The organism is Streptomyces endophyticus, assembly GCF_035798155.1.
GTDB lineage: Bacteria > Actinomycetota > Actinomycetes > Streptomycetales > Streptomycetaceae > Streptomyces > Streptomyces endophyticus.
Genome location: NZ_JAOZYC010000125.1, coordinates 1 through 22,291 on the forward strand (window position 1 = coordinate 1; position 22,291 = coordinate 22,291).

Genomic DNA, 22,291 nt, shown 5'->3' on the forward strand with positions numbered 1-22,291 from the left:
TTGCCGCCGTCGACGACGATGTCGCCCTCGGAGAGCAGGTCACCGAGCTCGTCGACGGTCGACTGGGTCGCGGCACCGGCCGGAACCATCACCCACACCACACGCGGGCCCTCGAGCTTCTCGACGAGCTCCTGGAGGGAGGCGACGTCGGAGATCTCCGGGTTGCGGTCGTAGCCGATGACGGTGTGGCCCGCGCGGCGGATGCGCTCGCGCATGTTGCCGCCCATCTTGCCGAGACCGATGAGACCGAGCTGCATGTCAGTTCACTTACCTTCAGTGCTAGTTGCTGGTTGGGGCTACTTGCGGCCGCGCAGCGCGCGGTACGTGCTGACCAGGGACTGCGTCGACGCGTCGAGGCCGGGGACCTCCGCGCCTTCGGTCAGGGCGGGCTCCACGCGCTTGGCGAGGACCTTGCCGAGCTCGACGCCCCACTGGTCGAAGGAGTCGATGTTCCAGATGGCGCCCTGGACGAACACCTTCTGCTCGTAGAGGGCGATGAGCTGGCCGAGGACCGACGGGGTCAGCTCGCGCGCGAGGATCGTCGTCGTCGGGTGGTTGCCCTTGAACGTCTTGTGGGGCACCAGTTCCTCGGCGACGCCTTCGGCGCGCACCTCGTCCGGCGTCTTGCCGAAGGCGAGGGCCTGGCCCTGCGCGAACAGGTTGGCCATCAGCAGGTCGTGCTGGCCCGCGAGGGTGTCGGACAGCTCGTCGACCGGCTTCGCGAAGCCGATGAGGTCCGCCGGGATCAGCTTCGTGCCCTGGTGGATGAGCTGGTAGTAGGCGTGCTGGCCGTTGGTGCCGGGGGTGCCCCAGACGACCGGGCCCGTCTGCCACTCCACGCCGCGGCCCTGGCGGTCCACGGACTTGCCGTTGGACTCCATGTCGAGCTGCTGGAGGTACGCGGTGAACTTGGAGAGGTAGTGCGAGTACGGGAGCACCGCGTGCGACTGCGCGCCGTGGAAGTTGCCGTACCAGACTCCGAGGAGGCCGAGCAGCAGCGGCGCGTTGGCCTCGTCGGGGGCCGTGCGGAAGTGGTCGTCGACCAGGCGGAAGCCGTCGAGCAGCTCGCGGAAGGCGTCCGGGCCGATCGCGATCATCAGCGAGAGGCCGATGGCCGAGTCGAAGGAGTAGCGGCCGCCGACCCAGTCCCAGAACGCGAACATGTTGGCCGTGTCGATGCCGAACTCGGAGACCTTCTCGGCATTTGTCGACAGGGCGACGAAGTGCTTCGCGACCGCCGCGTCGTCGCCAAGGGTCGCCAGCAGCCAGGAGCGTGCCGCCTTCGCGTTGGTGATCGTCTCGATCGTCGTGAAGGTCTTGGACGCGATGATGAACAGCGTCTCGGCCGGGTCGAGGTCGCGGACGGCCTCGTGCAGGTCGGCGCCGTCGACGTTCGACACGAAGCGGAGCGTCAGGTCGCGGGCGGTGAACGGGCGCAGTGCCTCGTACGCCATCGCCGGGCCGAGGTCGGAGCCGCCGATGCCGACGTTGACGATGTTCTTGATCCGCTTGCCGGTGTGGCCCGTCCACTCGCCCGAGCGGACCTTGTCGGCGAAGACGGCCATCTGGTCGAGGACCTCGTGCACCTTCGGCACGATGTTCTCGCCGTCGACCTCGACCACGGCGTCGGCCGGGGCGCGCAGGGCCGTGTGCAGGACGGCGCGGTCCTCGGTCGTGTTGATCTTCTCGCCGCGGAACATGGCGTCGCGCTGCCCGAACACGTCGGTGGCGGTGGCCAGTTCCTGGAGCAGGGCGAGGGTCTCGTCCGTGATCAGGTGCTTGGAGTAGTCGATGTGCAGGTCACCGACGTCGAGCGTGTAGCGCTCGGCACGGTCCGCGTCCTTCGCGAACAGGTCGCGCAGGTGCGTGCCGTTGAACTTCGCGCGGTGGTCCTCCAGGGCCGTCCACTGCGGGCGGCGGGTGAGGAAGGGGGCGGTGTCAGGCATGTTGAACGGACTCCTTGGTGACTTTGCCGTGGGCGGCTGCCTGCAGGGCCACGGCGTACATCTCGTCGGCGTCGAGGCGGCGGAGTTCCTCCGCGATCAGCTCGGCGGTGGAGCGGACCTTGAGGGCGAGGGTGCGCTCGGGCTGGCCGGGGAGGGTCAGCTTGGCGAGCGGTCCTTCGGGGCGGTCGATGCGGATCTCGCCGTTCGGCGTGCCGAGGCGGACCGCGGTGACGACCGGGCCGTCCGTCGTGACCCGCTCGACCTGGACGCCGAGCCGGGCGCCGAGCCAGCGCGCGAGCAGTTCGGCGCTGGGGTTGTCGGCCTCGGACTCGACGGCCGCGGAGATCACGTCGGTGCGGGCCTGGTCGAGCGCGGCGGCCAGCATGGAGCGCCACGGGGTGAGCCGGGTCCAGGCCAGGTCGGTGTCGCCGGGGGCGTAGGACGTGGAGCGCTGGGCGAGCGCGGCGACCGGGTCCTCGACGGCGTACGCGTCGGTGATGCGGCGCTGCGCGAGCGCGCCCAGCGGGTCCTTGGCGGGGTTCTCGGGCGCGTCCACCGGCCACCACACGACGACCGGGGCGTCGGGCAGCAGCAGCGGCAGGACGACGGAGTCGGCGTGCTTGCCGGTCTCGCCGTACAGGCGCAGGACCACGGTCTCGCCGGTGCCGGCCTCGGAGCCGAGGCGGACCTCGGCGTCGAGCCGGTTGCCGTGGCGGTCGCGGGGCAGGCGCTTGGTGCGCCGGATGACGACGAGGGTGCGCGAGGGGTGCTCGCGGGACGCCTCCTGGGCGGCCTTCGTCGCGTCGTACGCGTTCTCCTCGTCCGTGACGATGACCATCGTCAGGACCATGCCCACGGCGGGCGTCCCGATGGCACGGCGCCCTTCGACGAGCGCCTTGTTGACCTTGCTTGCCGTGGTGTCGGTCAGGTCGATCTTCATGGCCTGCGCCAGCTCCGTCCGTCTCGTGCGAGCATCTCGTCCGCTTCCTTCGGGCCCCAGCTTCCCGAGGCGTACTGGGCCGGCTTGCCGGTCTTGTCCCAGTGCTCCTCGATGGGGTCGAGGATGCGCCAGGACTCCTCGACCTCTTCCGTGCGCGGGAAGAGGTTCGCGTCGCCCAGCAACACGTCCAGGATCAGCCGCTCGTACGCTTCCGGGCTGGACTCGGTGAACGACTCGCCGTAAGCGAAGTCCATGGACACGTCGCGGATCTCCATCGACGTACCCGGCACCTTGGATCCGAAGCGCACCGTCATACCTTCGTCCGGCTGAACGCGGATGACGATCGCGTTCTGGCCGAGTTCCTCGGTGGCGGTGTGGTCGAACGGGGAGTGCGGGGCGCGCTGGAAGACGACCGCGATCTCGGTGACGCGGCGGCCGAGGCGCTTGCCGGTGCGCAGGTAGAACGGGACGCCCGCCCAGCGGCGGTTGTCGATGCCCAGCTTCACGGCCGCGTAGGTGTCGGTCTTCGACGCGCGGTCGATGCCGTCTTCCTGGAGGTAGCCGCGGACCTTCTCGCCGCCCTGCCAGCCCGGTGCGTACTGCGCGCGGACCGTGGACTTCTCCAGGTCGGCGGGGAGCCGTACGGACTTGAGGACCTTGAGCTTCTCGTTGACCAGCGACTCGGCGTCGAACGCGGCCGGTTCCTCCATCGCCGTGAGGGCGAGGAGCTGGAGCAGGTGGTTCTGGATGACGTCACGGGCGGCGCCGATGCCGTCGTAGTAGCCGGCGCGGCCGCCGATGCCGATGTCCTCGGCCATCGTGATCTGCACGTGGTCGACGTAGGACCGGTTCCAGATCGGCTCGTACATCTGGTTGGCGAAGCGGAGCGCCAGGATGTTCTGGACGGTCTCCTTGCCGAGGTAGTGGTCGATGCGGAAGACCTGCTCGGGCGAGAACACGTCGTGCACGATCGCGTTCAGGTCGCGCGCCGACTCGCTGTCGTGGCCGAACGGCTTCTCGATGACGGCGCGCCGCCAGGAGCCCTCGGCCGCGTCCGCGAGGCCGTGCTTCTTGAGCTGCTGCACGACCTTGGGGAAGAACTTCGGCGGTACGGAGAGGTAGAACGCGTAGTTGCCGCTGGTGCCGCGCTTCTCGTCGAGCTCGTCGACGGACTCGCGCAGCTGCTTGAACGCGGTGTCGTCGTCGAAGTCGCCGGGGATGAAGCGCATACCGTCGGCGAGCTGCTGCCAGACCTCCTCGCGGAAGGGGGTGCGGGCGTGCTCCTTGACCGAGTCGTGGACGACCTGGGCGAAGTCCTGGTCCTCCCACTCACGGCGGGCGAACCCGAGGAGCGAGAAGCCCGGCGGCAGCAGGCCGCGGTTGGCGAGGTCGTAGACGGCCGGCATCAGCTTCTTGCGGGACAGGTCGCCCGTGACGCCGAAGATGACGAGCCCGGAGGGGCCCGCGACGCGCGGCAGACGCCGGTCGCGGGGGTCCCTCAGCGGGTTCTGCCAAGCGGTGGAGCTCACTTGGACTCAGCCTCCGTCAGGCGGGAGGAGACGGTGGAGAGCAGGTCGTTCCAGGCGATCTCGAACTTGGCGACGGCCTCGTCCTCGAGCTGCTGGGTGACCTCGTCGAGCGAGATGCCGAGCGCGTCGACGGCGCCCAGCTCGGCGCGGGCCTGCTCGTAGCGTCCCGTGATGGTGTCGCCGGTGATCTCGCCGTGGTCGGCGGTCGCCTTCAGGGTGCCCTCGGGCATGGTGTTGACGGTGCCGGGCGCGACCAGCTCGTCGACGTACAGGGTGTCCTTATACGCGGGGTCCTTGACGCCGGTGGAGGCCCACAGCGGGCGCTGCTTGTTGGCGCCGGCGGCCGCCAGCTTGGTGGCGCGCTCGACGGCGAAGGCCTGCTCGAAGGCCTCGTAGGCGAGGCGGGCGTTGGCGAGCGCGGACTTGCCCTTGGCGTCCTTGGCCTCGTCCGTGCCGATCTTGTCGAGGCGCTTGTCGATCTCGGCGTCGACGCGGGAGACGAAGAACGAGGCGACCGAGTGGATGCCGGCGAGGTCGATGCCGCGCTCGTGGGCCTTCTCCAGACCGGCCAGGTAGGCGTCCATGACGGCCTGGTAGCGGTCGAGGGAGAAGATCAGCGTGACGTTGACCGAGATGCCGAGGCCGATGACCTCGGTGATCGCCGGGAGGCCCGCGAGGGTCGCCGGAATCTTGATCATCACGTTGGGGCGGTCCACGAGCCAGGCCAGCTGCTTGGCCTCGGCGATGGTGGCCTCGGTGTTGTGGGCCAGGCGCGGGTCGACCTCGATGGAGACGCGGCCGTCACGGCCCTGCGTGGCGTCGTACACGGGGCGCAGGATGTCGGCGGCGGCGCGGACGTCCTGCGTCGTCATCATGCGGACGGCCTCGTCGACGGTGACCTTGCGGACGGCCAGGTCGGCGAGCTGCTCCTCGTAGCCCTCGCCCTTGCCGATGGCGGCCTGGAAGATCGAGGGGTTCGTGGTGACGCCCACGACGTGCTGGTCCGCGATGAGCTCGGCGAGGTTGCCGGACTCGATGCGGGTGCGGGACAGGTCGTCCAGCCAGATGGAAACGCCTTCGTCGGAGAGCGACTTGAGGGGTGCGACGGCGTTGCTCATGTTCTGCTTCATCTTCTTTCGTACGTGCGTGAGGGGGAGGTTCAGGCGCGGGCGGCGGCGAGGGACTCGCGGGCCTTGGCGGCGACGTTCTCGGCGGTGAAGCCGAACTCGGCGAAGAGCGTGCCCGCGTCGGCGGAGGCACCGAAGTGCTCCAGGGAGACGATGCGTCCGGCGTCACCGACGTAGCGGTACCAGGTGAGACCGATGCCGGCCTCGACCGCCACGCGGGCCTTCACCGACGGCGGCAGGACGGACGCGCGGTAGTCGGCGTCCTGCTCCTCGAACCACTCGACGGACGGCATCGACACGACGCGGGTGGCGATGCCCTCGGCCTCCAGCTGCTCACGGGCGGCGACGGCGAGCTGCACCTCGGAGCCGGTGGCGATCAGGACGACGTCGGGGGTGCCGGTCGACGCCTCGACGAGGACGTAGCCGCCCTTGGCGGCGTCTTCGTTGGCCTCGTAGGTGGGCAGGCCCTGGCGGGAGAGCGCCAGGCCGTGCGGGGCCGGCTTCTCGGTGCCGCGCTTGAGGATCTCGCGCCAGGCGGTGGCGGTCTCGTTGGCGTCGGCCGGGCGGACGACGTTGAGGCCGGGGATGGCGCGCAGCGAGGCGAGGTGCTCGACGGGCTGGTGGGTCGGGCCGTCCTCACCGAGGCCGATGGAGTCGTGGGTCCAGACGTAGGTGACCGGGAGCTGCATGAGGGCGGACATGCGGACGGCGTTGCGCATGTAGTCGGAGAACACCAGGAAGGTGCCGCCGTAGATGCGGGTGTTGCCGTGCAGCGCGATGCCGTTCATCTCGGCGGCCATCGAGAACTCGCGGATGCCGAAGTGCACGGTGCGGCCGTACGGGTCGGCCTCGGAGAGGGGGTTGCCCTTGGGGAGGAAGGAGCTGGTCTTGTCGATCGTCGTGTTGTTGGAGCCCGCGAGGTCGGCGGAGCCGCCCCACAGCTCGGGGACGACCGGGCCGAGGGCCTGGAGGACCTTGCCGGACGCGGCGCGGGTGGCGACCTTGGTGCCGGTCTCGAAGGACGGCAGGGCGTCCTCCCAGCCCTCGGGGAGGCGGCCGGCGAGCACGCGGTCGAGGGTCGCGGAGCGCTCGGGGTTGGCGTTTCGCCACTCGGCGAGCTGCTTGTCCCAGGCGGCGTGCGCCTCGGCGCCGCGGTCGAGGGCGCCGCGGGTGTGGGCGATGACCTCGTCCTCGACGATGAAGGACTGCTCCGGGTCGAAGCCGAGGACGCGCTTGGTGGCGGCGATCTCCTCGGCGCCGAGCGCGGAGCCGTGGGAGGCCTCGGTGTTCTTCGCGGTCGGGGCCGGCCAGGCGATGATCGTGCGCATCGCGATGATCGAGGGCTTGTCGGTGACGGCCTTGGCGGCGGCGAGCGCCTCGTACAGGGCCTTCGGGTCGACGTCGCCGTCGGCGGTGGGCGCGACGCGCTGCACGTGCCAGCCGTACGCCTCGTAGCGCTTCAGGACGTCCTCGGAGAAGGCGGTCGCGGTGTCGCCCTCGATGGAGATGTGGTTGTCGTCGTAGACGAAGACGAGGTTGCCGAGCTTCTGGTGGCCCGCGAGGGACGAGGCCTCGGCGGAGACGCCCTCCTCCAGGTCGCCGTCGGAGACGATCGCCCAGATGGTGTGGTCGAACGGGGAGTCGCCCTCGGCGGCCTCCGGGTCGAACAGGCCGCGCTCGTAGCGGGCGGCCATCGCCATGCCCACGGCGTTGGCGAGACCCTGGCCGAGCGGACCCGTGGTGGTCTCGACACCGGCGGTGTGGCCGTACTCGGGGTGGCCCGGCGTCTTCGAGCCCTGCGTGCGGAACGCCTTCAGGTCGTCGAGCTCCAGCTCGTAGCCGGAGAGGAAGAGCTGGGTGTAGAGGGTGAGGCTGGTGTGTCCGGGCGACAGGACGAAGCGGTCGCGGCCGGTCCACTCCGGGTCGGCCGGGTCGTGCCGCATGGCCTTCTGGAAGATGGTGTACGCGGCCGGGGCCAGGCTCATGGCGGTGCCGGGGTGACCGTTGCCGACCTTCTGCACCGCGTCCGCCGCCAGGAGGCGCGCGGTGTCGACGGCACGCTGGTCACGTTCGGTCCACTCGAAGGGGTTGAGTCCGTTCGGTGTCTGCGTGCTCATCTGTCCAGCTTCCTTCACATCCGTTGTCCTGCCGAGGTGTCGAAAGACACCGTCCACCCAGGACCAAAGTCCCAGGTCGAACCACCTACGAATGTAAAGGTCATACTTTTGGCTCGACAGGTGCCCCCGTGCCAGCGTTCGGTGAAAATGGGACACGCAACCCGCACCGATCCGAGGAAAGTGCATGACGGAGCAGGACCCCCCACAGACGAGCGCACATCTGGGAGCGGCGGCGCACATCCGCACCTACCCGTTCGACCCCAGCGCGAGCCTGTCCGGCGTCGGAATACAGATCGGACCGATGGGCCCGGAGGGTCCGTGGGGCGTCGGCCCCGCGCGGCGCGTGCACCGCATCGACTTCCACGTGCTGCTGTTCTTCCGCGAGGGCCCGGTCCGCCACATGATCGACTTCACCGAGTACGAGGTGGGGGCCGGGGACATCCTGTGGATCCGGCCGGGCCAGGTGCACGGCTTCTCGACCGAGGACACCTACGTCGGCACGGCCCTCACCATGCAGCCGGGCTTCCTGCCCCGCGCGATCGTCGAGGCGACCGGCCTCTACCGCTACGACCGCCCGCCGCTGCTGCACCCCGCTGCGGATCAACTCGCGGCGCTGGACGCCTCGTTGGAGCAGTTGCGGCGCGAGTACCTGGACACGGTCACGCTTCCGCTGAGCCTGCACACCGCGGTCCTTCGGCACACCCTGACGGCCCTGATGCTGCGCGTGGCACATGTGTCGGCGCAGGCCACGGCGGAGGACGGAACGCCACAGCAGGACGCCGCGGCCTCCGCGTTCTCCCGGTTCCGCACGGCGGTCGAGCACGGCTTCACGTCCAACCACAGCGTCAGCGCGTACGCCGACGAGCTCGGCTACTCGCGCCGCACGCTCGTCCGCGCGGTGCGCGCCGCGACGGGCCTCACCCCGAAGGCGTTCATCGACCGGCGCGTGATCCTGGAGGCCAAACGGATGCTCGCGCACACGGAGCTGCCGGTGGGCCGGATCGGCGTCGCGGTCGGCTTCGCGGACTCGGCCAACTTCTCGAAGTACTTCCAGCAGCACACGGGTGCCACGCCGGCGGCGTTCCGGGCGGAACAGGTCTGAGGCGCCCTTCAGTGCCCTTCCGGCCGGCCCCCTTCTGACGTAAAGATCAGGCACATGTCCGCCGTGGCCTGCGCGTGGATGCGGAACTCCTCACGGGCCCGCCCCGCGTCGCCCGCGACGATCGCCCGGGTCAGCGGATCGTGCAGCTCGCCGGGGGTGGAGCGGGCCTCGGTGCCGCCGGGGTGGGTGGAGATGATCCGGGTCAGCTCGTCCTGGATGCCCTGCTCGGCCTCCAACAGTCGCCGGGAACCGGAGAGTTCGGCGATGGCGAGGTGGAAGGCGGCGTCGGCGGTGCGGTAGGCGTCGGCGTCGGACAGCAACTCGTGCGTACGGTCGGCGAGTTCACGCAGACGCGCGTGCGCGTCGGCGTCGGCACGGCGGGCCGCGCGGGCGGCTGCCTCACCTGAGATCGCCTGCCGCCACGCCGTCAGCTCCTCGATGTTCGTCTCACTGATCGTGATGCCGGACTCGCGGGTGGATGCGCTGGGGTCGCCGGTGCTGACGCTGGTGCTGTGCGGGGTGTCGTTCCTCTTCCCCAAGTCCGCCCCTGCCCGAAGTTAGCGCTGCGCGCCCGCTGCTCAGCAGCCTCAGGGGCTTAAAATCAACCGCATGTCACGCACCACCCCCGCCTGCCCCTGCGGACTCCCCGCCACCTACGAAGACTGCTGCGGGCGCTATCACTCCGGCGCCTCGGCCGCCCCCTCCGCCGAAGCCCTGATGCGCTCCCGGTACGCCGCCTTCGTGCGGCGCGACGCCCCGTACCTGCTGCGTACCTGGCATCCGGACACCCGGCCGCCCGGCATCGACTTCGCCGACGCTCCGCGGTGGACCGGCCTGGAGATCGTGGAGGCGGTCGAGGGCTCCGCGTTCCACCAGCGCGGCACCGTCACCTTCCGCGCCCGCTACCGGGGCGGCGAGCTGCACGAGCGCAGCCGGTTCTCCCGGGTGGGCGGGGCGTGGGTGTACGTCGACGGGGACTTCATCGAGTAACTCCGGGGCCCCGTAAGGGAGTTCAGGGCGCCAGGATGTCCAGCTCGTGCAGCGCGCCCACCGCGATCTCGCGCGTGAGCTCCTCCGCGCGCTGCGCGTCCCGCTCCCGTACCGCCTCCGCGACCTTGACGTGCAGGCTGACCGCCGCCGGGTCCGGATCCTCGAACATGACCTGGTGGTGGGTGCGGCCCGCGAGGACCTCGGCGACCAGGTCACCCAGGTGGGCGAACATCTCGTTGCCCGACGCGTTCAGGACGATCCGGTGGAACTCGACGTCGTGGCCGAGGTATGCCTCCAGCTGCTGGCCCCGTGACGTGGCCACCATGCCGAGCGCGCACTCGGTGAGCGCCGCGCACTGCTCCGCGCTCGCGCTCCGCGCGGCCAGACCCGCGGCGACCGGCTCGACCGCCGAGCGGAGCACGGTCAGCGAGCGCAGCTGGCGCGGGCGGTCGGCGCCCGCGAGGCGCCAGCGGATCACCTGCGGGTCGTAGACGTTCCACTCCTCGGCGGGCCGCACCGTCACGCCGACCCGGCGCCGCGAGGCCACGAGGTGCATCGACTCCAGGACGCGCACCGCCTCCCGCATGACCGATCGGGAGACCTCGAAGAGCTGGGCGAGTTCATCCGTGCGCAGCACACTGCCCGCCGGGTACTCGCCCGCCGTGATCGCGGGACCGAGGCTTTCCAGTACGCGGGCATGCAGGCCCCGGCCCATGGTGGTCATGGGGACAACCCTAGCCCCGAGCTCAATGGTCTGACTTATATGTCACACCCTCTTGAATTAATCAGACCTATTGGGTTTCAGTGTGGTGTCACAGCGATGTCGACGAAGACAGCGAAGCGAGGCAGTACCCGATGAGCACCCCCCACGTCGTCGTGGTCATGGGCGTCGCAGGAACCGGCAAGACAACGATCGGTCCCCTGCTCGCCGAACGACTCGGCGTTCCGTACGCCGAGGGCGACGACTTCCACCCCGAGGCCAACATCGAGAAGATGTCGGCCGGCACCCCCCTTGACGACGAGGACCGCTGGCCCTGGCTCGACGCCATCGGCCGCTGGGCGCACAGCCGCGCGGGACTCGGCGGGGTGGTCTCCAGCTCCGCACTCAAGCGCAGCTACCGCGACCGCCTGCGGGCCGAGGCCCCCGGCGCCGTCTTCGTCCACCTCACCGGCTCGCGCGAGCTGATCGAGGACCGGATGGGGCATCGCGAGGGGCACTTCATGCCCACTTCACTGCTCGACTCGCAGTTCGCCACGCTTCAGCCGCTCGCGGCGGACGAGGCGGGCGTGGCCGTCGATGTCGCGGGTTCGCCCGAGGAGATCGCGGACCGGGCCACCGCGGCCCTGGCCGCGCTCGACTCCCCCGCCGCGACCGCGTAACCCCCCACACCGGCAAGTACTCCCCGTCCCCCCACTCGTTCAAGGGATTAGACCGTGACCAGACTCAGCGTCGAGATGCTGGCAGCGGACACCGTCGAGCCGATCACGTCCGCGGGCCATGCCCAGCTCGGGATCGCCGTGCTCGCGGGAATCGCCGTCATCGTCCTGCTCATCACCACATTCAAGATGCACGCCTTCCTGGCGCTGACCATCGGCTCGCTCGCGCTCGGCGCGTTCGCCGGTGCGCCGCTGGACAAGGTGATCGAGAGCTTCAGCGCCGGACTCGGTGACACCGTCGCCGGCGTCGGCGTACTGATCGCGCTCGGCGCGATCCTCGGCAAGCTGCTCGCCGACTCCGGCGGCGCCGACCAGATCGTCGACACGATCCTCGCCAAGGCCGGCAAGTCCGGTGGCAAGGCCATGCCGTGGGCCATGGTGCTCATCGCGGCCGTGATCGGCCTGCCGCTCTTCTTCGAGGTCGGCATCGTCCTGCTGATCCCCGTCGTCCTGATGGTCGCCAAGCGCGGCAACTACTCGCTGATGCGGATCGGCATCCCGGCCCTCGCCGGTCTGTCCGTGATGCACGGCCTGATCCCGCCGCACCCCGGCCCGCTCGTCGCGATCCAGGCGGTCGACGCCAACCTCGGCCTCACGCTCGCGCTCGGCATCCTCGTCGCCATCCCGACGGTGATCATCGCGGGCCCGGTCTTCTCGAAGTACGCGGCCAAGTGGGTCGACGTCCCGGCCCCCGAGAAGATGATCCCGGCGCGCGCGTCCGACGAGCTGGAGAGGCGTCCGAGCTTCGGCGCCGCCGTCGCGACGATCCTGCTGCCGGTCGTGATGATGCTGTCCAAGGCCGTTGTCGACGTCATCGTGGACAACCCGGACGCCACCGTCCAGCGCGTGTTCGACGTGGTCGGCAACCCGATGATCGCGCTGCTCGTCGCCGTCGTCGTCGCCATGTTCACCCTCGGCCGCCCGGCCGGCTTCACCAAGGGCAAGGTGCTCTCCACCACCGAGAAGTCCCTCGGCCCGATCGCGGGCGTGCTGCTCATCGTGGGCGCGGGCGGTGGCTTCAAGGGCACCCTGGTCGACTCCGGCGTCGGCGAGATGATCATGGAGATCTCCAAGGACTGGGGACTCCCGACGCTGCTGCTCGCCTGGCTCATCGCGGTCGTCATCCGCGTCGCCACGGGTTCGGCGACGGTCGCCACGGTCTCCGCCGCCGGCCTGGTCGCGCCCCTCGCGGCCAACATGAGTGACACCCACACGGCGCTGCTCGTGCTGGCCATCGGCGCGGGTTCGCTGTTCTTCAGCCACGTCAACGACGCCGGTTTCTGGCTGGTCAAGGAGTACTTCGGGCTCAGCGTCGGCCAGACCGTGAAGACCTGGTCGCTCATGGAGACGATCATCTCCGTGGTCGCGGGCGCGCTGGTGCTGCTGCTGTCCTTGGTGATCTAGCCGAGGACCAACTGCCCGATCACGAGGGCGTCCCGCCGGCCGGCGGGGCGCCCTCGTGGCGTGTTCAGGGCGCGTCGAGCCACTCGCCGTGCTCCCGCGCGGCCCAGTCCCGGTCCACGAAGCCGGTCCGCAGGCCCCGGCGCGACTCCGGATCGCCGACCGCCATGCCGATGTGCCCGGCGAGAACGATGCCGAGGGCGAGCGCCAGCCAGTCGTGCACGAAGGTGCTGCCCGTGCGCACGGCGAGCGGGGCGAGGTGCGTGAACCACATGAGCAGCCCCGTGCCGAGCATCACCAGGACGGCTCCGGCCAGCCAGGCCGCCCACAGCTTCTGCCCGGCGTTGAACTTGCCCGCCGGGCGGTGGCCGGGCCGCCGGTGCAGGACGGCACGGAGCCACGCCTTGTCGTGGAGGTCGAACCGGTTGAGCCGGCCGAGGTCCGCGCGGAACGCGCGGGAGACGAGTCCCACCACGAAGGGCACGGGCAGCAGCAGGCCCGACCATTCGTGGAGCGTGACCACGAGGGCGCGGCGGCCGACGAGTTCGGCGAGCTGCGGAACGTAGAGACAGGCGGCCGTCACGACGCACACGCCCATCAGGGCGGCCGTGGCGCGGTGCACCCAGCGTTCGGCTCGCGTGAAACGGCGGACGGTGGCCGTGAGCTGCTCAGTTCGTGGGCTCATCGTCGCGTCCGTTCGAGCGGCCGACCCAGGCGTCGATGTCGTAGCCGCGCTCCTCCCAGTAACCCGGCTGTACGTCGTCGGTGACGGTGATCCCGGAGAGCCACTTGGCCGACTTGTAGAAGTACATGGGGGCCGCGTAGAGGCGCACCGGGCCGCCGTGCGCGTGCGTGAGGTCCTTGTCCCGCATGCGCAGCGCCACCAGTACGTCGGCGCGGCGCGCCTGTTGGAGCGTGAGGCTCTCGCTGTACGTGCCGTCGAAGCAGGTGAGGCGTACGGCTCTGGCGGTGGGGCGCACCCCCGCGGCGTCCAGGATCCGCGAGAGCCGTACGCCTTCGAAGGGGGTGTGCGGGACGCGCCAGCCCGTGACGCACTGGACGTCACGGACGAGGCGGGTCTGCGGCAGCGCCCTCAACTCGGGGAGCGTGTACGTCGACGGGTGCTCGACCAGTCCGTTGACGGTGAGGCGGTAGGTCTCGGCGCTCTTGTGGGGGACGGAGGCGGCGACCGAGTAGTAGCGGAAGCCGCCGCCGTTCGGCAGCACGCCCGTGAGGCCGGTGGGGTCCTTCTGGGCGAGGCTTTCGAAGGCGTGCTGGAGGGTGGGGGCGGCGGCCACGGTGAGCGCGCCCGCGCCGAGCATTCCGAGGACCAGGCGGCGGCCCACCGGGGGGCCTTGGTTCGGTTTCACGTTTCGATTGCAGCACTGTGGGGGGCCGGGAGCCAGGGAGTTGCGGTCGACGTCAGGGTTTCGTCACCCGTGGTTGCGGTCGCGGGGCGCTGCCCCGGACCCCGCGCCTCAATCGCCGGCGGGGCTTTAATTGGCTCGCTGGTCCAACTGAAAGGCCTCGTTGCCCAGGCCGATACGGGCGTGGGCGCGGGGGTTGTTGCGGCGGAGGATCAGGCCGTACGCCGCGCCTGCCAGTGCGGCGAGGGCGATGATGCCCGGGAGGATCCAGTTGAGCGCGGAGTCCGGGCCCGAGCCGACCAGGACGTCGAAGTCCTTGACCGTGTAGACGGCGATCACGAGGAGCGCGACGCCCGCCACGCCGGACGCCACGAGCCGCCAGGCCTGCGCCGCCGCGGCCCCGCGCCGCGCGAAGAACACGATGACGGCGAGGGACGCCGTGGCCATGAGGAGGATGACGCCGAGCGCGCCCACGTTGCCTCCCCACGTGAACAGGTGCAGGACCGGCGCCGTCGGGTCGCCGAACGGGGCGTCGTCGGCGATCGCGAAGCCGACGACCGCGATCAGCGCGATCACCGACTGCAGCACCGAGGCCTTGCCGGGCGCGCCGGTCGCCGTGTTCGTCCGCCCGAACGCGGCGGGCAGCAGCCCCTCGCGCCCCATCGCGAACGCGTACCGCGCCACCACGTTGTGGAAGCTGAGCAGCGCCGCGAACATGCCCGTCACGAACAGGACATGGACGATGTCGGTGAACGCGCCGCCGAGCCGGTCCTCCGTCAGCCCGAACAGCAGACCCGCCGACTGCTTGCGGGCCGCGCCCACGATGCCGGAGGGCCCCGTCGCCACCGTCATCGCCCACGAGCTGAACGCGAAGAAGAGGGCGACGCCGCCGACCGCGAGGAACATCACGCGCGGCACCAGGACGTGCGGCCTGCTGGTCTCCTCCGCGTACACCGGGGCCTGCTCGAAGCCGGTGAACGCGGCGATGCAGAAGCACAGCGCCGTGCCGAGCCCGACGCCCGAGAGGGTCTCCGGGTTGAAGGCGTGCAGGGACAGGCCCTGGGCGCCGGGGTCGCCGATGGCCGCGATGTCGAAGACGACCACGACGGCGACCTCGATGAGCAGCAGCACCCCGAGGACCTTCGCGTTCACGTCGATCTTCAGCAGGCCGAGCGCGCCGACGGCGAGTACGGCCACCAACGCCGGTATCCACCAGGCCAGTTCGAGGTTCAGATACTGCTCGGCGAGGCCCGCGACCTCGTAGCCGAACAGCCCGAAGATGCCGACCTGGAGCGAGCTGTAGGCGACGAGCGCGACGAGGGCCGCCGCGGCGCCGGTGGTCGGGCCGAGACCGCGGGCGATGTACGCGTAGAACGCGCCGGCGTTGTGCACGTGCCGGCTCAACTCCGCGTAGCCGACGCTGAAGAGGGCGAGCACGACGCCGAGCACGAGGAAGAGCAGCGGCTGGCCGACCACTCCCATCACGGCGAACGTCGTCGGCATGACACCCGCGACGACGAGCAGCGGCCCGGTCGCGGCGAGCACGGAGAGCAGCAGCCCCGCCGTACCGAGCCGCCCGGCGCGCAGCGCGCTCGCCTCGCCCAGATACGTGTGAATGGCCGGATCCGCCGCGGCCTCGGGCGGTCGCTCGCTCGCGCTCATTGGGGACGTCCCTTCCTTCGTGCTGTGAAGTGAGGTGCGGTGGGGCTTGGTTGTGGACTGCGCCACGTCGATGCGCTACGCCGAGCCGAGCGCGGCGCTGCGCGCGATCCGGAACGCTTCGTACGGGTCCCGGTCGGGGTACGACCAGGGGTGCGGCGTGCTGTGCCGGCCGATCCGGTGGAACAGCGCGGCCGCCTCCGCGGGGCGGCCCTCGCAGTACTTCGCGTGCGCGAGGTAGTTGAGGTCGATGCGGCCGCGCGGATGCGAGGCACCCGGCCGCTCACGCGCGGCGCCCCACTCCAGCCACCAGTCGAACGCGGCCTTCAGGACGAGCCGTGCGCGCCGCCCCGACCAGTGCCCGGACTCCTTCGGGTCGCCGGAGAGCACGCCCACGCGCGCGAGCACCCGGTAGCGCTCGGCGTGCGCGACGACCGGGAGCAGCGCCAACGGCGAGTCCGGCGTGACCTGTTCGGACGCCCAGGACGCGAAGTCGTACACCTCGTGCATCGGGTCCTGTCCGACGTCGGCGCGCCGCTCGGCGAGCCGCGCGACCATCAGGTGGTGCGCGTGGTGATGTCCTGGATGCCTCAGGCGTACCTCGTCGAAGAGCCGCACGACATCCTCCTCGCTGCCCAACTCCCGCTCCAGGAGCATCAGTCCGAGCAGTGGTGTCGGATCGTCGGGCACGAGCTCCGCCGCCTCCACGCAGGCCGCGCGCGCCTTCTCGGGGCGGCCGCGGCCCTCGACGGCGCGCACCACACCCGCGCAGGCCAGGAGGACGACCGCGTCCGTGGAGTCGGGTTCGGCGAGCAGCCAGTCGCGGGCCCAGACCCGGGCCGTGGGTTCGCCCGCGAGGCCGAGGACGCGGTGGCCGCGCAGGTCCCAGTCGCAGCCGGTGGCGCGGAGCAGGGATCTCACCTCGGTCCAGCGGCCCCGGGCGAGCGCGGAGCGCGCCGCGACGAGTTCGGTGTCGTCGAGTGCGGGGTCGCCGAAGGGAGGGATGTGCGCGGGCTTCTTGCGGGGGCGCCCGAGCGGAGGCGGAGGTGGGGGCACCGCGGCGGGGTCCTTACGACTGTTCAGATATGGGTGAGATGGACTACAGATCGATGATCAAGCACAGCAAACCGGTACGGAGGTGTCCGCGTCAAGGGCGGCCGGTGACGCACCTCACCAACTCGGGGAAACAGCAGGTGAGTTCGGCCGGAGATGAGCCGGAGATGAGATGGCGCCGGATCGCTCGCGCGCGGGTGCCCGCGGTGGCCGCTATCGTCGAAGCGTGTCCGTCCTCGTCCTCGTCCTCGCCGTGAGCGCGGCGTTCTGTCTGGGCATCGGTTTCGTCCTCCAGCAGAACGCGGCGGTGCGGGCCCCGCTCGGCGACTTCCTCTCTCCCCGGCTGCTGCTCGACCTGGTGCGCGTGCCGCGCTGGCTCGGCGGGATCGGCCTGATGGTCTGCGGGATGGTGCTCGGCGCCATGGCTCTCGGCCTGGGCGAGGTGACCCTCGTCGAGCCGCTGCTCGCCACGAACCTCCTCTTCGCCCTGCTGCTCTCCCGCCGGCAGACGAGATCGCCGCTCGGCCGGCAGGGCTGGGCAGGACTGCTGCTGCTCGCGGGCGGCGTCACGGCGTTCATCGTCGCCGGGCAGCCGCGGGGCGGCAGCGCGGTCACCGATCCGCTGCGGCACTGGCTGATCATCGGCGTGATGGTCGGCGGGGCGCTGCTCCTCGCGGCCCTGGCCAAGCGCTCCCGGCTGACCGCGGGGCCCGCGCTGCTCGCGGTGGCGGCGGGTCTTCTGTACGGGGTGCAGGACGCGTTGACGCGGGTGAGCGGTCAGCGGTTCTCCTCGGGCGGCTGGCCGGAGCTGTTCTCGGGCTGGCAGCCGTACGCGGTGGCGGTGCTGGGGATCACGGGGCTCGTCCTGGTGCAGAGCGCGTTCGAGACGGCGCCGCTGCGGATGTCGCTGCCCGCGCTCACCGCGGCGCAGCCGCTGGCGGGGATCGCGTGCGGCGTGGGTTTCCTGGGCGACCGGCTGCGGATGGACACGGGGGCGCTCGCGTGGGAGGCGGTGGGCCTGGCCGGGATCGTCGTGGGCGTCGTCCTGCTCGGGCTGCACCCCGCGATGCCGGGCGCCGCCGCGACCGGGCGGGACCGGGTGGAGGCACCCCTCTAGCTTGCAGTGCATGAACCTCTAGCCTGCGGTGCATGAACCCCGCTGAAGTGAATCCCGGCGAAGTGAATCCCGCCGAGGAGATCCTCGACATCGTCGACGAGCACGACCGGGTCATCGGCCGGTCACCGCGCGGCGAGGCCTACGCGAAGCACCTGCGCCACCGGTGCGCCTTCATCCTCGCCAGGAACCCGGCCGGCGAGATCTTCGTGCACCGCCGCACCCCCACCAAGCTCGTCTTCCCCTCCCACCACGACATGTTCGTCGGCGGGGTGGTCGGCGCCGGCGAGACGTACGACGACGCGGCGCTGCGCGAGGCGGAGGAGGAGCTGGGGGTGAGCGGACTCCCGCGGCCCACCCCGCTGTTCAAGTTCCTGTACGAGGGCGATGCCGGGCAGTCCTGGTGGTCGTACGTCTACGAGGTCACCTTCGACCTGCCGGTGCGTCCGCAGGCCGAGGAGATCGACTGGCACGCGTTCCTGAGCCCCGAGGAGCTGGAGCGGCGGATCGGCGAGTGGGACTGGACGCCCGACGGGCTCGCGGCGTACGAGCGGTGGAAGACGCACAGGTGACCCGCGGGGTGCGGGGGTCCCGCGGGTAATGTGCCGCGGGTGATCGAATTTGTACGCAGTATCCGTCTCTGGTTCGCGCCGGAGCGGATCAGGGACGAGGGTGACACCCCCGACTACCGCTTCTCGCTCGCCAATGAGCGCACCTTCCTGGCGTGGGTGCGCACCGCGCTCGCGCTGATCGGCGGCGGATTCGCCGTGGACCAGTTCCTGCCGGATCTGCGCTGGGGGTGGCGCGTCGGGCTCGCGCTCGCGCTGCTGGCGGCGGGCGCACTGTGCTCGCTGCGGGCCGTGGGGCACTGGGTGCGCTGCGAGCTGGCGATGCGGCGCGGCGACGACCTGCCGGTGTCGAAGTTCCCCGCGGTGCTCGGCGTGGTGGTGGCGCTCGTCTCGGTGGCCATGGTCGTCATCGTGTTCGTGGGGTGGGAGGGGTGAGCGAGGCGGGCGGGCCCGTGCGCGACCCCGGACTCCAGCCCGCCCGGACGCGGCTCGCGTGGCGGCGTACGACGCTGTCCGGCACGGTCGCCGCGGTGCTCGCGGTGAAGGCGACGCTGAGCAGCGGCGTCGGACCCCTGCGGTTCGTCGCCACGGCGCTGTGCCTGCTGCTGTGGCTGGGCTTCGTGGCGGTCGCCCACCAGCGGATCACCGGGCTCGCCCGGAACGAGGCCGCGCCGCCCGTGATGACCCGGCGGCAGGCGGCGGCCGCCGCGCTGTGCACGGTGGCGATCACGCTGTGCGCGGCGGTGCTCATCGCGTGAGGGCGCGGGTCACTCGTCCCAGTCGACCGTGACCACCACTTTCCCGCGCGTGCGACCCGTCTCGCTCAGCTCGTGGGCGCGCGCCGCCTCCTGAAGCGGGAGCGTCTCGTCGATGTGCACCGTCACCACGTCGGCCTCGGCGAGCGCCGCGAGGCGGGCGAGGTCGGCGGCGTCGGGGCGCACCCAGCAGTAGTTGCCGCCGAGTCCGACCACGTCGCCGTCGGCGATGGAGGCGAGCCGGCCGCCCGGCGCCAGCAGTTCCGCGGAGACCCGCAGCGTCTCGCCGCCCACCGTGTCGAACGCCGCGTCGACGCCTTCCGGGGCCAGCGCCCGGACCCGTTCGGCGAGGCCGTCCCCGTAGGCGACCGGTTCCCCGCCGAGTTCCCGTACGTAGGCGTGGTTGCGCTCGCTCGCGGTGCCGATGACGCGCGCGCCGAAGTGCCGGGCGATCTGCACGGCGAACGAGCCGACGCCGCCGGCTGCCGCGTGCACCAGGACCACGTCGCCCTCCTGCACGTCCAGGCCGCGGGTCAGCACCTGGAGCGCGGTGAGCCCGGCGAGCGGCAGTCCCGCCGCCTCCTCGAAGGTGAGGTTGCGGGGCTTGCGGGCGAGGGTGCGCACGGGCGCGGCCACGTACTCGGCGAAGGTGCCGCGGGACAGGAAGTCCTCGCGTACGTACCCGATGACCTCGTCGCCGGGCGCGAACTCGGTGACGGCGACGCCGGGTTGGACCACCACGCCGGACACGTCCCAGCCGGGGATCACCGGGAAGACGGGATCGAGCAGCCCGTCCAGGTGCCCGGCGCGGCAGTGCCGGTCCACGGGGTTCATGGCGGCGGCCCGCACCTTCACCAGGACCGAGTCGGGACCCACCTTGGGGTCGCGGACCTCGCCGTATTCGAGGACTTCGGGGCCGCCGTACGAGCGGTAACTGATCGCCTTCATGGCCGGAGGCTCCCATAACCCAAGATGAGGGGCATTTCGGACTAGCCTGTGGGGGTCAGTCCAGGCCGTCCGTCACCGAAAGTGAGCGCCATGACCACCCTCCACCAGGAACACCCCACCCACGAGCACACGCACGGCCCGTCCTGCGGTCACCAGGAGGTGCCGCACGGGGACCACGTCGACTACGCGCACGACGGGCATCTGCACGCCCAGCACGGCGGGCACTGGGACGAGTGCGAGCCGACGGGGCACGTCGCGCACGAGGGGCACGAGCACCGGCACGGCACCGACTGCGGCCACACGGCGGTCACGCACGGCGACCACGTCGACTACCTCCACGACGGCCACCGGCACGCCGCGCACGCGGGGCACTGGGACGACCACTGATCCTGTCCCGCGGAACGAGCGGAACGAAAGGGCCCGGCGGATTCCGCCGGGCCCTTTCGTTCCGCCTGTTCCGCGGGCGAAGCGGCGCATCGTAAGAACGATCACGTTTCCGGAAGGCCCTGGACGCCATACCGACTGGTCGGCATGATGGCAGCCACTGTTGGCTGAACCAGCCCGATACCGCCCGGATTCTCGGAGGACCGCGATGAGTCACCCCCCAGGCCTCGACCTCGACCAGCTGCGCGCCCATCTCGACCGGGAACGCCCTGGCCTGGTCGCCGGGCCGCTGACCGGGCGGCTCATCGAGGGCGGGCGCTCGAACCTGACGTACCAGGTGAGCGACGGCACCACGACGTGGGTGGTGCGCAGGCCGCCGCTCGGGCACGTGCTCGCGACCGCGCACGACATGAAGCGCGAGCACCGGGTGATCGCGGGGCTGCACCCCACGAACGTGCCGGTGCCCGAGCCGGTGCTGCTGTGCGAGGACCAGGAGGTCATCGGGGCGCCGTTCTACGTCATGGAGTTCGTGGACGGGACGCCGTACCGCACCGAGCAGGAGCTCGCGCCGCTCGGGCCGGAGCGCACGCGCGCCGCGGTGCTCGGCCTCGTGGACACGCTGGTCGATCTGCACGCGGTGGACCCCGCGGCGGTCGGCCTCGGCGACTTCGGCCGGCCCGAGGGCTTCCTCGACCGCCAGCTGCGCCGCTGGGGCAAGCAGCTGGACGCGTCGCGCAACCGCGAGCTGCCCGGGATCGACGAGCTGCAGGCGGCGCTCGGCCGTGCGCTGCCGACCTCGCCCGCGCCGACGATCGTGCACGGCGACTACCGGCTCGACAACGTGCTCGTACGCCAGGATCCCGACGGGGTCGACCGGATCAAGGCGATCCTCGACTGGGAGATGTCGACGCTCGGCGACCCGCTCACGGACGTGGGCCTGCTGGCGATGTACAGCGCGCGGCTCGACATGCCCGACTCGCCCATCTCCACGACCGCTTCGGCGCCGGGCCACCCCTCCCCCGCCGAACTGATCGAGCGGTACGCCGAGCGGTCGGGGCGCGATGTGTCGGCGATCGCCTGGTACACCGCGTTCGCCTGGTTCAAGCTGGCCGTGATCCTTGAGGGCATCCACTACCGCTACACGCTGGGCCAGACCGTCGGCGCGGGCTTCGACCGCATCGGCGAACTGGTCCCGGTCTTCATCGCCCACGGCCTGAACACCCTCAAGGAGGGCTGAGCCGGGAGGCCCTACGGCCGCAGCGCCCGCAGCAGCAGGTCGGCCAGTTGGTCGGCCAGTTGCTGCGGGGTCAGGGGGCCGTCGGGGCGGTACCACGTGGACAGATGGTGGATCGAGCCGAAGTGGTAGTCGACCACCAGGTCGGCCGGCGTCTCGGTCGTGAAGACGCCGGTCTTCTGGCCCTCCTCGATCAGCGCCCGGAAACGCTCGTGGTAGCGGCGCCGCTCGGCCCGTACCTGCTTGTTCTTCTCCGGGCTCAGATGGTGCATGGAACGGAAGAAGATCGACGCGTCGTCGAGGTTATCGATCGTCGTGACGACCACGTCCGCCGCGGCGTCCCGCAGCCGCTTCTCGACCGGCTCGTCCCGGTCGGCGAACGCGTCGAGCCGCTCCTGCTGGAGGCGCAGCACGCGCGCGTACACCTCGTGCAGCAGATCGTCCTTCGAGCCGAAGTAGTGGTAAAGGGCGCCCTTCGTGACGCCCGCCGCCTCCACGATCTCCTGCACCGACGTGCGGTCGTAGCCACGGTCGGCGAAGAGCCGGGTGGCGGCCGCGAGGAGTCGTTGCGGGACGGGTGCGCCGTCGCCGTCGGTCGTCCTGGGCACTGCCGCCACCT

At 71.0% G+C, this 22,291-nt stretch carries 24 protein-coding genes; 10 read left to right on the forward strand and 14 right to left on the reverse strand.

The genetic code is table 11. The features are described from left to right. The 6 genes from OKJ99_RS20375 to tkt form a co-directional block, all read right to left on the reverse strand. Positions 1-257: NAD(P)-binding domain-containing protein (locus OKJ99_RS20375; protein ID WP_326018329.1), on the reverse strand; the 257-nt coding region annotated here is incomplete at its 3' end. Between the two features lie 39 nt (positions 258-296). Next, entirely contained in the window at positions 297-1,946 is a 1,650-nt protein-coding gene (pgi, locus tag OKJ99_RS20380) for a glucose-6-phosphate isomerase (RefSeq protein WP_326018331.1), read from the reverse strand. Further along, a complete protein-coding gene (gene opcA, locus OKJ99_RS20385; protein ID WP_326018333.1) occupies positions 1,939-2,886 on the reverse strand; it encodes a glucose-6-phosphate dehydrogenase assembly protein OpcA in 948 nt (315 codons plus the stop codon). Before opcA ends, pgi begins: the two co-directional genes overlap by 8 nt. Continuing rightward, a complete protein-coding gene (zwf, locus tag OKJ99_RS20390) occupies positions 2,883-4,415 on the reverse strand; it encodes a glucose-6-phosphate dehydrogenase (protein ID WP_326018335.1) in 1,533 nt (510 codons plus the stop codon). The genes opcA and zwf overlap by 4 nt, the downstream gene beginning before the upstream one ends. Continuing rightward, the gene (tal, locus tag OKJ99_RS20395; RefSeq protein ID WP_326018337.1) at positions 4,412-5,533 is read right to left on the reverse strand and encodes a transaldolase; all 1,122 of its coding nucleotides are present in this window, start codon (positions 5,531-5,533) and stop codon (positions 4,412-4,414) included. The genes zwf and tal overlap by 4 nt, the downstream gene beginning before the upstream one ends. 41 nt (positions 5,534-5,574) lie before the next feature. Further along, positions 5,575-7,659, reverse strand: coding sequence for a transketolase (tkt, locus tag OKJ99_RS20400; RefSeq protein WP_326018339.1), 2,085 nt, complete (start codon positions 7,657-7,659; stop codon positions 5,575-5,577). A 184-nt stretch (positions 7,660-7,843) separates the two neighbouring features. Here tkt and OKJ99_RS20405 point away from each other — a divergent pair, with 184 nt between their 5' ends. Then, positions 7,844-8,761: a helix-turn-helix transcriptional regulator gene (locus tag OKJ99_RS20405; protein WP_326018341.1), complete on the forward strand. Its 918-nt coding sequence runs from the start codon at positions 7,844-7,846 to the stop codon at positions 8,759-8,761. Positions 8,762-8,769: 8 nt separating this feature from the next. Here OKJ99_RS20405 and OKJ99_RS20410 read toward each other — a convergent pair whose 3' ends face one another. Beyond that, positions 8,770-9,300, reverse strand: coding sequence for a FadR/GntR family transcriptional regulator (locus OKJ99_RS20410; protein WP_326018343.1), 531 nt, complete (start codon positions 9,298-9,300; stop codon positions 8,770-8,772). Between the two features lie 70 nt (positions 9,301-9,370). Between OKJ99_RS20410 and OKJ99_RS20415 the strand changes: the two genes are divergently transcribed. Next, positions 9,371-9,751 carry a YchJ family protein gene (locus tag OKJ99_RS20415; protein ID WP_326018345.1) on the forward strand — a complete coding sequence of 127 codons (381 nt, stop codon included), beginning with the start codon at positions 9,371-9,373 and terminating at the stop codon, positions 9,749-9,751. A 22-nt stretch (positions 9,752-9,773) separates the two neighbouring features. Here OKJ99_RS20415 and OKJ99_RS20420 read toward each other — a convergent pair whose 3' ends face one another. Further along, entirely contained in the window at positions 9,774-10,475 is a 702-nt protein-coding gene (locus OKJ99_RS20420) for a FadR/GntR family transcriptional regulator (RefSeq protein ID WP_326018346.1), read from the reverse strand. 131 nt (positions 10,476-10,606) lie between these two features. Between OKJ99_RS20420 and OKJ99_RS20425 the strand changes: the two genes are divergently transcribed. Together OKJ99_RS20425 and OKJ99_RS20430 are read left to right on the forward strand one after the other, a co-directional pair. Further along, complete coding sequence (locus OKJ99_RS20425) at positions 10,607-11,131, forward strand: gluconokinase (protein WP_326018348.1); 525 nt, start codon at positions 10,607-10,609, stop codon at positions 11,129-11,131. Positions 11,132-11,185: 54 nt separating this feature from the next. Beyond that, entirely contained in the window at positions 11,186-12,592 is a 1,407-nt protein-coding gene (locus OKJ99_RS20430; protein WP_326018349.1) for a GntT/GntP/DsdX family permease, read from the forward strand. Between the two features lie 64 nt (positions 12,593-12,656). Here OKJ99_RS20430 and OKJ99_RS20435 read toward each other — a convergent pair whose 3' ends face one another. The 4 genes from OKJ99_RS20435 to OKJ99_RS20450 form a co-directional block, all read right to left on the reverse strand. Continuing rightward, positions 12,657-13,274, reverse strand: coding sequence for a cytochrome b/b6 domain-containing protein (locus OKJ99_RS20435; RefSeq protein ID WP_326018351.1), 618 nt, complete (start codon positions 13,272-13,274; stop codon positions 12,657-12,659). Next, positions 13,258-13,911, reverse strand: a complete 654-nt coding sequence (locus OKJ99_RS20440; RefSeq protein WP_326018463.1) for a molybdopterin-dependent oxidoreductase — start codon at positions 13,909-13,911, stop codon at positions 13,258-13,260. The genes OKJ99_RS20435 and OKJ99_RS20440 overlap by 17 nt, the downstream gene beginning before the upstream one ends. Positions 13,912-14,085: 174 nt before the next feature. Further along, positions 14,086-15,618, reverse strand: coding sequence for an APC family permease (locus OKJ99_RS20445; protein WP_326018353.1), 1,533 nt, complete (start codon positions 15,616-15,618; stop codon positions 14,086-14,088). Between the two features lie 75 nt (positions 15,619-15,693). Continuing rightward, positions 15,694-16,671 carry a tetratricopeptide repeat protein gene (locus OKJ99_RS20450; RefSeq protein WP_326018355.1) on the reverse strand — a complete coding sequence of 326 codons (978 nt, stop codon included), beginning with the start codon at positions 16,669-16,671 and terminating at the stop codon, positions 15,694-15,696. Between the two features lie 223 nt (positions 16,672-16,894). Between OKJ99_RS20450 and OKJ99_RS20455 the strand changes: the two genes are divergently transcribed. The 4 genes from OKJ99_RS20455 to OKJ99_RS20470 are packed head-to-tail and all read left to right on the forward strand — an operon-like array spanning position 16,895 to position 19,109. Continuing rightward, on the forward strand, positions 16,895-17,785 hold the full coding sequence (locus tag OKJ99_RS20455; RefSeq protein ID WP_326018357.1) for a DMT family transporter: 891 nt from the start codon (positions 16,895-16,897) through the stop codon (positions 17,783-17,785). 32 nt (positions 17,786-17,817) lie between these two features. Then, entirely contained in the window at positions 17,818-18,354 is a 537-nt protein-coding gene (locus OKJ99_RS20460) for an NUDIX hydrolase (protein WP_326018359.1), read from the forward strand. A gap of 39 nt (positions 18,355-18,393) precedes the next feature. Next, the gene (locus OKJ99_RS20465; RefSeq protein ID WP_326018361.1) at positions 18,394-18,786 is read left to right on the forward strand and encodes a YidH family protein; all 393 of its coding nucleotides are present in this window, start codon (positions 18,394-18,396) and stop codon (positions 18,784-18,786) included. Then, entirely contained in the window at positions 18,783-19,109 is a 327-nt protein-coding gene (locus tag OKJ99_RS20470) for a DUF202 domain-containing protein (RefSeq protein ID WP_326018363.1), read from the forward strand. Before OKJ99_RS20465 ends, OKJ99_RS20470 begins: the two co-directional genes overlap by 4 nt. A gap of 9 nt (positions 19,110-19,118) precedes the next feature. Here OKJ99_RS20470 and OKJ99_RS20475 read toward each other — a convergent pair whose 3' ends face one another. Further along, positions 19,119-20,054: an NADP-dependent oxidoreductase gene (locus OKJ99_RS20475; protein WP_326018365.1), complete on the reverse strand. Its 936-nt coding sequence runs from the start codon at positions 20,052-20,054 to the stop codon at positions 19,119-19,121. A gap of 90 nt (positions 20,055-20,144) precedes the next feature. Between OKJ99_RS20475 and OKJ99_RS20480 the strand changes: the two genes are divergently transcribed. Beyond that, positions 20,145-20,441 (forward strand): hypothetical protein, encoded by a 297-nt coding sequence (locus OKJ99_RS20480; protein ID WP_326018367.1) that lies wholly within the window; start codon positions 20,145-20,147, stop codon positions 20,439-20,441. A 205-nt stretch (positions 20,442-20,646) separates the two neighbouring features. After that, positions 20,647-21,675: a phosphotransferase family protein gene (locus OKJ99_RS20485; RefSeq protein WP_326018368.1), complete on the forward strand. Its 1,029-nt coding sequence runs from the start codon at positions 20,647-20,649 to the stop codon at positions 21,673-21,675. 11 nt (positions 21,676-21,686) lie between these two features. Here the strand turns inward: OKJ99_RS20485 and OKJ99_RS20490 are convergent, their stop codons facing one another. Further along, entirely contained in the window at positions 21,687-22,280 is a 594-nt protein-coding gene (locus OKJ99_RS20490) for a TetR/AcrR family transcriptional regulator (RefSeq protein WP_326018369.1), read from the reverse strand. Positions 22,281-22,291 lie beyond the last annotated feature (11 nt).

Coding starts and splice junctions, on each gene's coding strand:
- OKJ99_RS20440 (WP_326018463.1), bottom strand. CDS start 13,911: ATGCTCGGCGCGGGCGCGCTCACCGTGGCCGCCGCCCCCACCCTCCAG.
- OKJ99_RS20445 (WP_326018353.1), bottom strand. CDS start 15,618: ATGAGCGCGAGCGAGCGACCGCCCGAGGCCGCGGCGGATCCGGCCATT.
- OKJ99_RS20425 (WP_326018348.1), top strand. CDS start 10,607: ATGAGCACCCCCCACGTCGTCGTGGTCATGGGCGTCGCAGGAACCGGC.
- opcA (WP_326018333.1), bottom strand. CDS start 2,886: ATGAAGATCGACCTGACCGACACCACGGCAAGCAAGGTCAACAAGGCG.
- OKJ99_RS20485 (WP_326018368.1), top strand. CDS start 20,647: ATGAGTCACCCCCCAGGCCTCGACCTCGACCAGCTGCGCGCCCATCTC.
- pgi (WP_326018331.1), bottom strand. CDS start 1,946: ATGCCTGACACCGCCCCCTTCCTCACCCGCCGCCCGCAGTGGACGGCC.
- tkt (WP_326018339.1), bottom strand. CDS start 7,659: ATGAGCACGCAGACACCGAACGGACTCAACCCCTTCGAGTGGACCGAA.
- OKJ99_RS20420 (WP_326018346.1), bottom strand. CDS start 10,475: ATGACCACCATGGGCCGGGGCCTGCATGCCCGCGTACTGGAAAGCCTC.
- tal (WP_326018337.1), bottom strand. CDS start 5,533: ATGAGCAACGCCGTCGCACCCCTCAAGTCGCTCTCCGACGAAGGCGTT.
- OKJ99_RS20415 (WP_326018345.1), top strand. CDS start 9,371: ATGTCACGCACCACCCCCGCCTGCCCCTGCGGACTCCCCGCCACCTAC.
- OKJ99_RS20435 (WP_326018351.1), bottom strand. CDS start 13,274: ATGAGCCCACGAACTGAGCAGCTCACGGCCACCGTCCGCCGTTTCACG.
- OKJ99_RS20480 (WP_326018367.1), top strand. CDS start 20,145: ATGACCACCCTCCACCAGGAACACCCCACCCACGAGCACACGCACGGC.
- OKJ99_RS20475 (WP_326018365.1), bottom strand. CDS start 20,054: ATGAAGGCGATCAGTTACCGCTCGTACGGCGGCCCCGAAGTCCTCGAA.
- OKJ99_RS20405 (WP_326018341.1), top strand. CDS start 7,844: ATGACGGAGCAGGACCCCCCACAGACGAGCGCACATCTGGGAGCGGCG.
- OKJ99_RS20460 (WP_326018359.1), top strand. CDS start 17,818: ATGAACCCCGCTGAAGTGAATCCCGGCGAAGTGAATCCCGCCGAGGAG.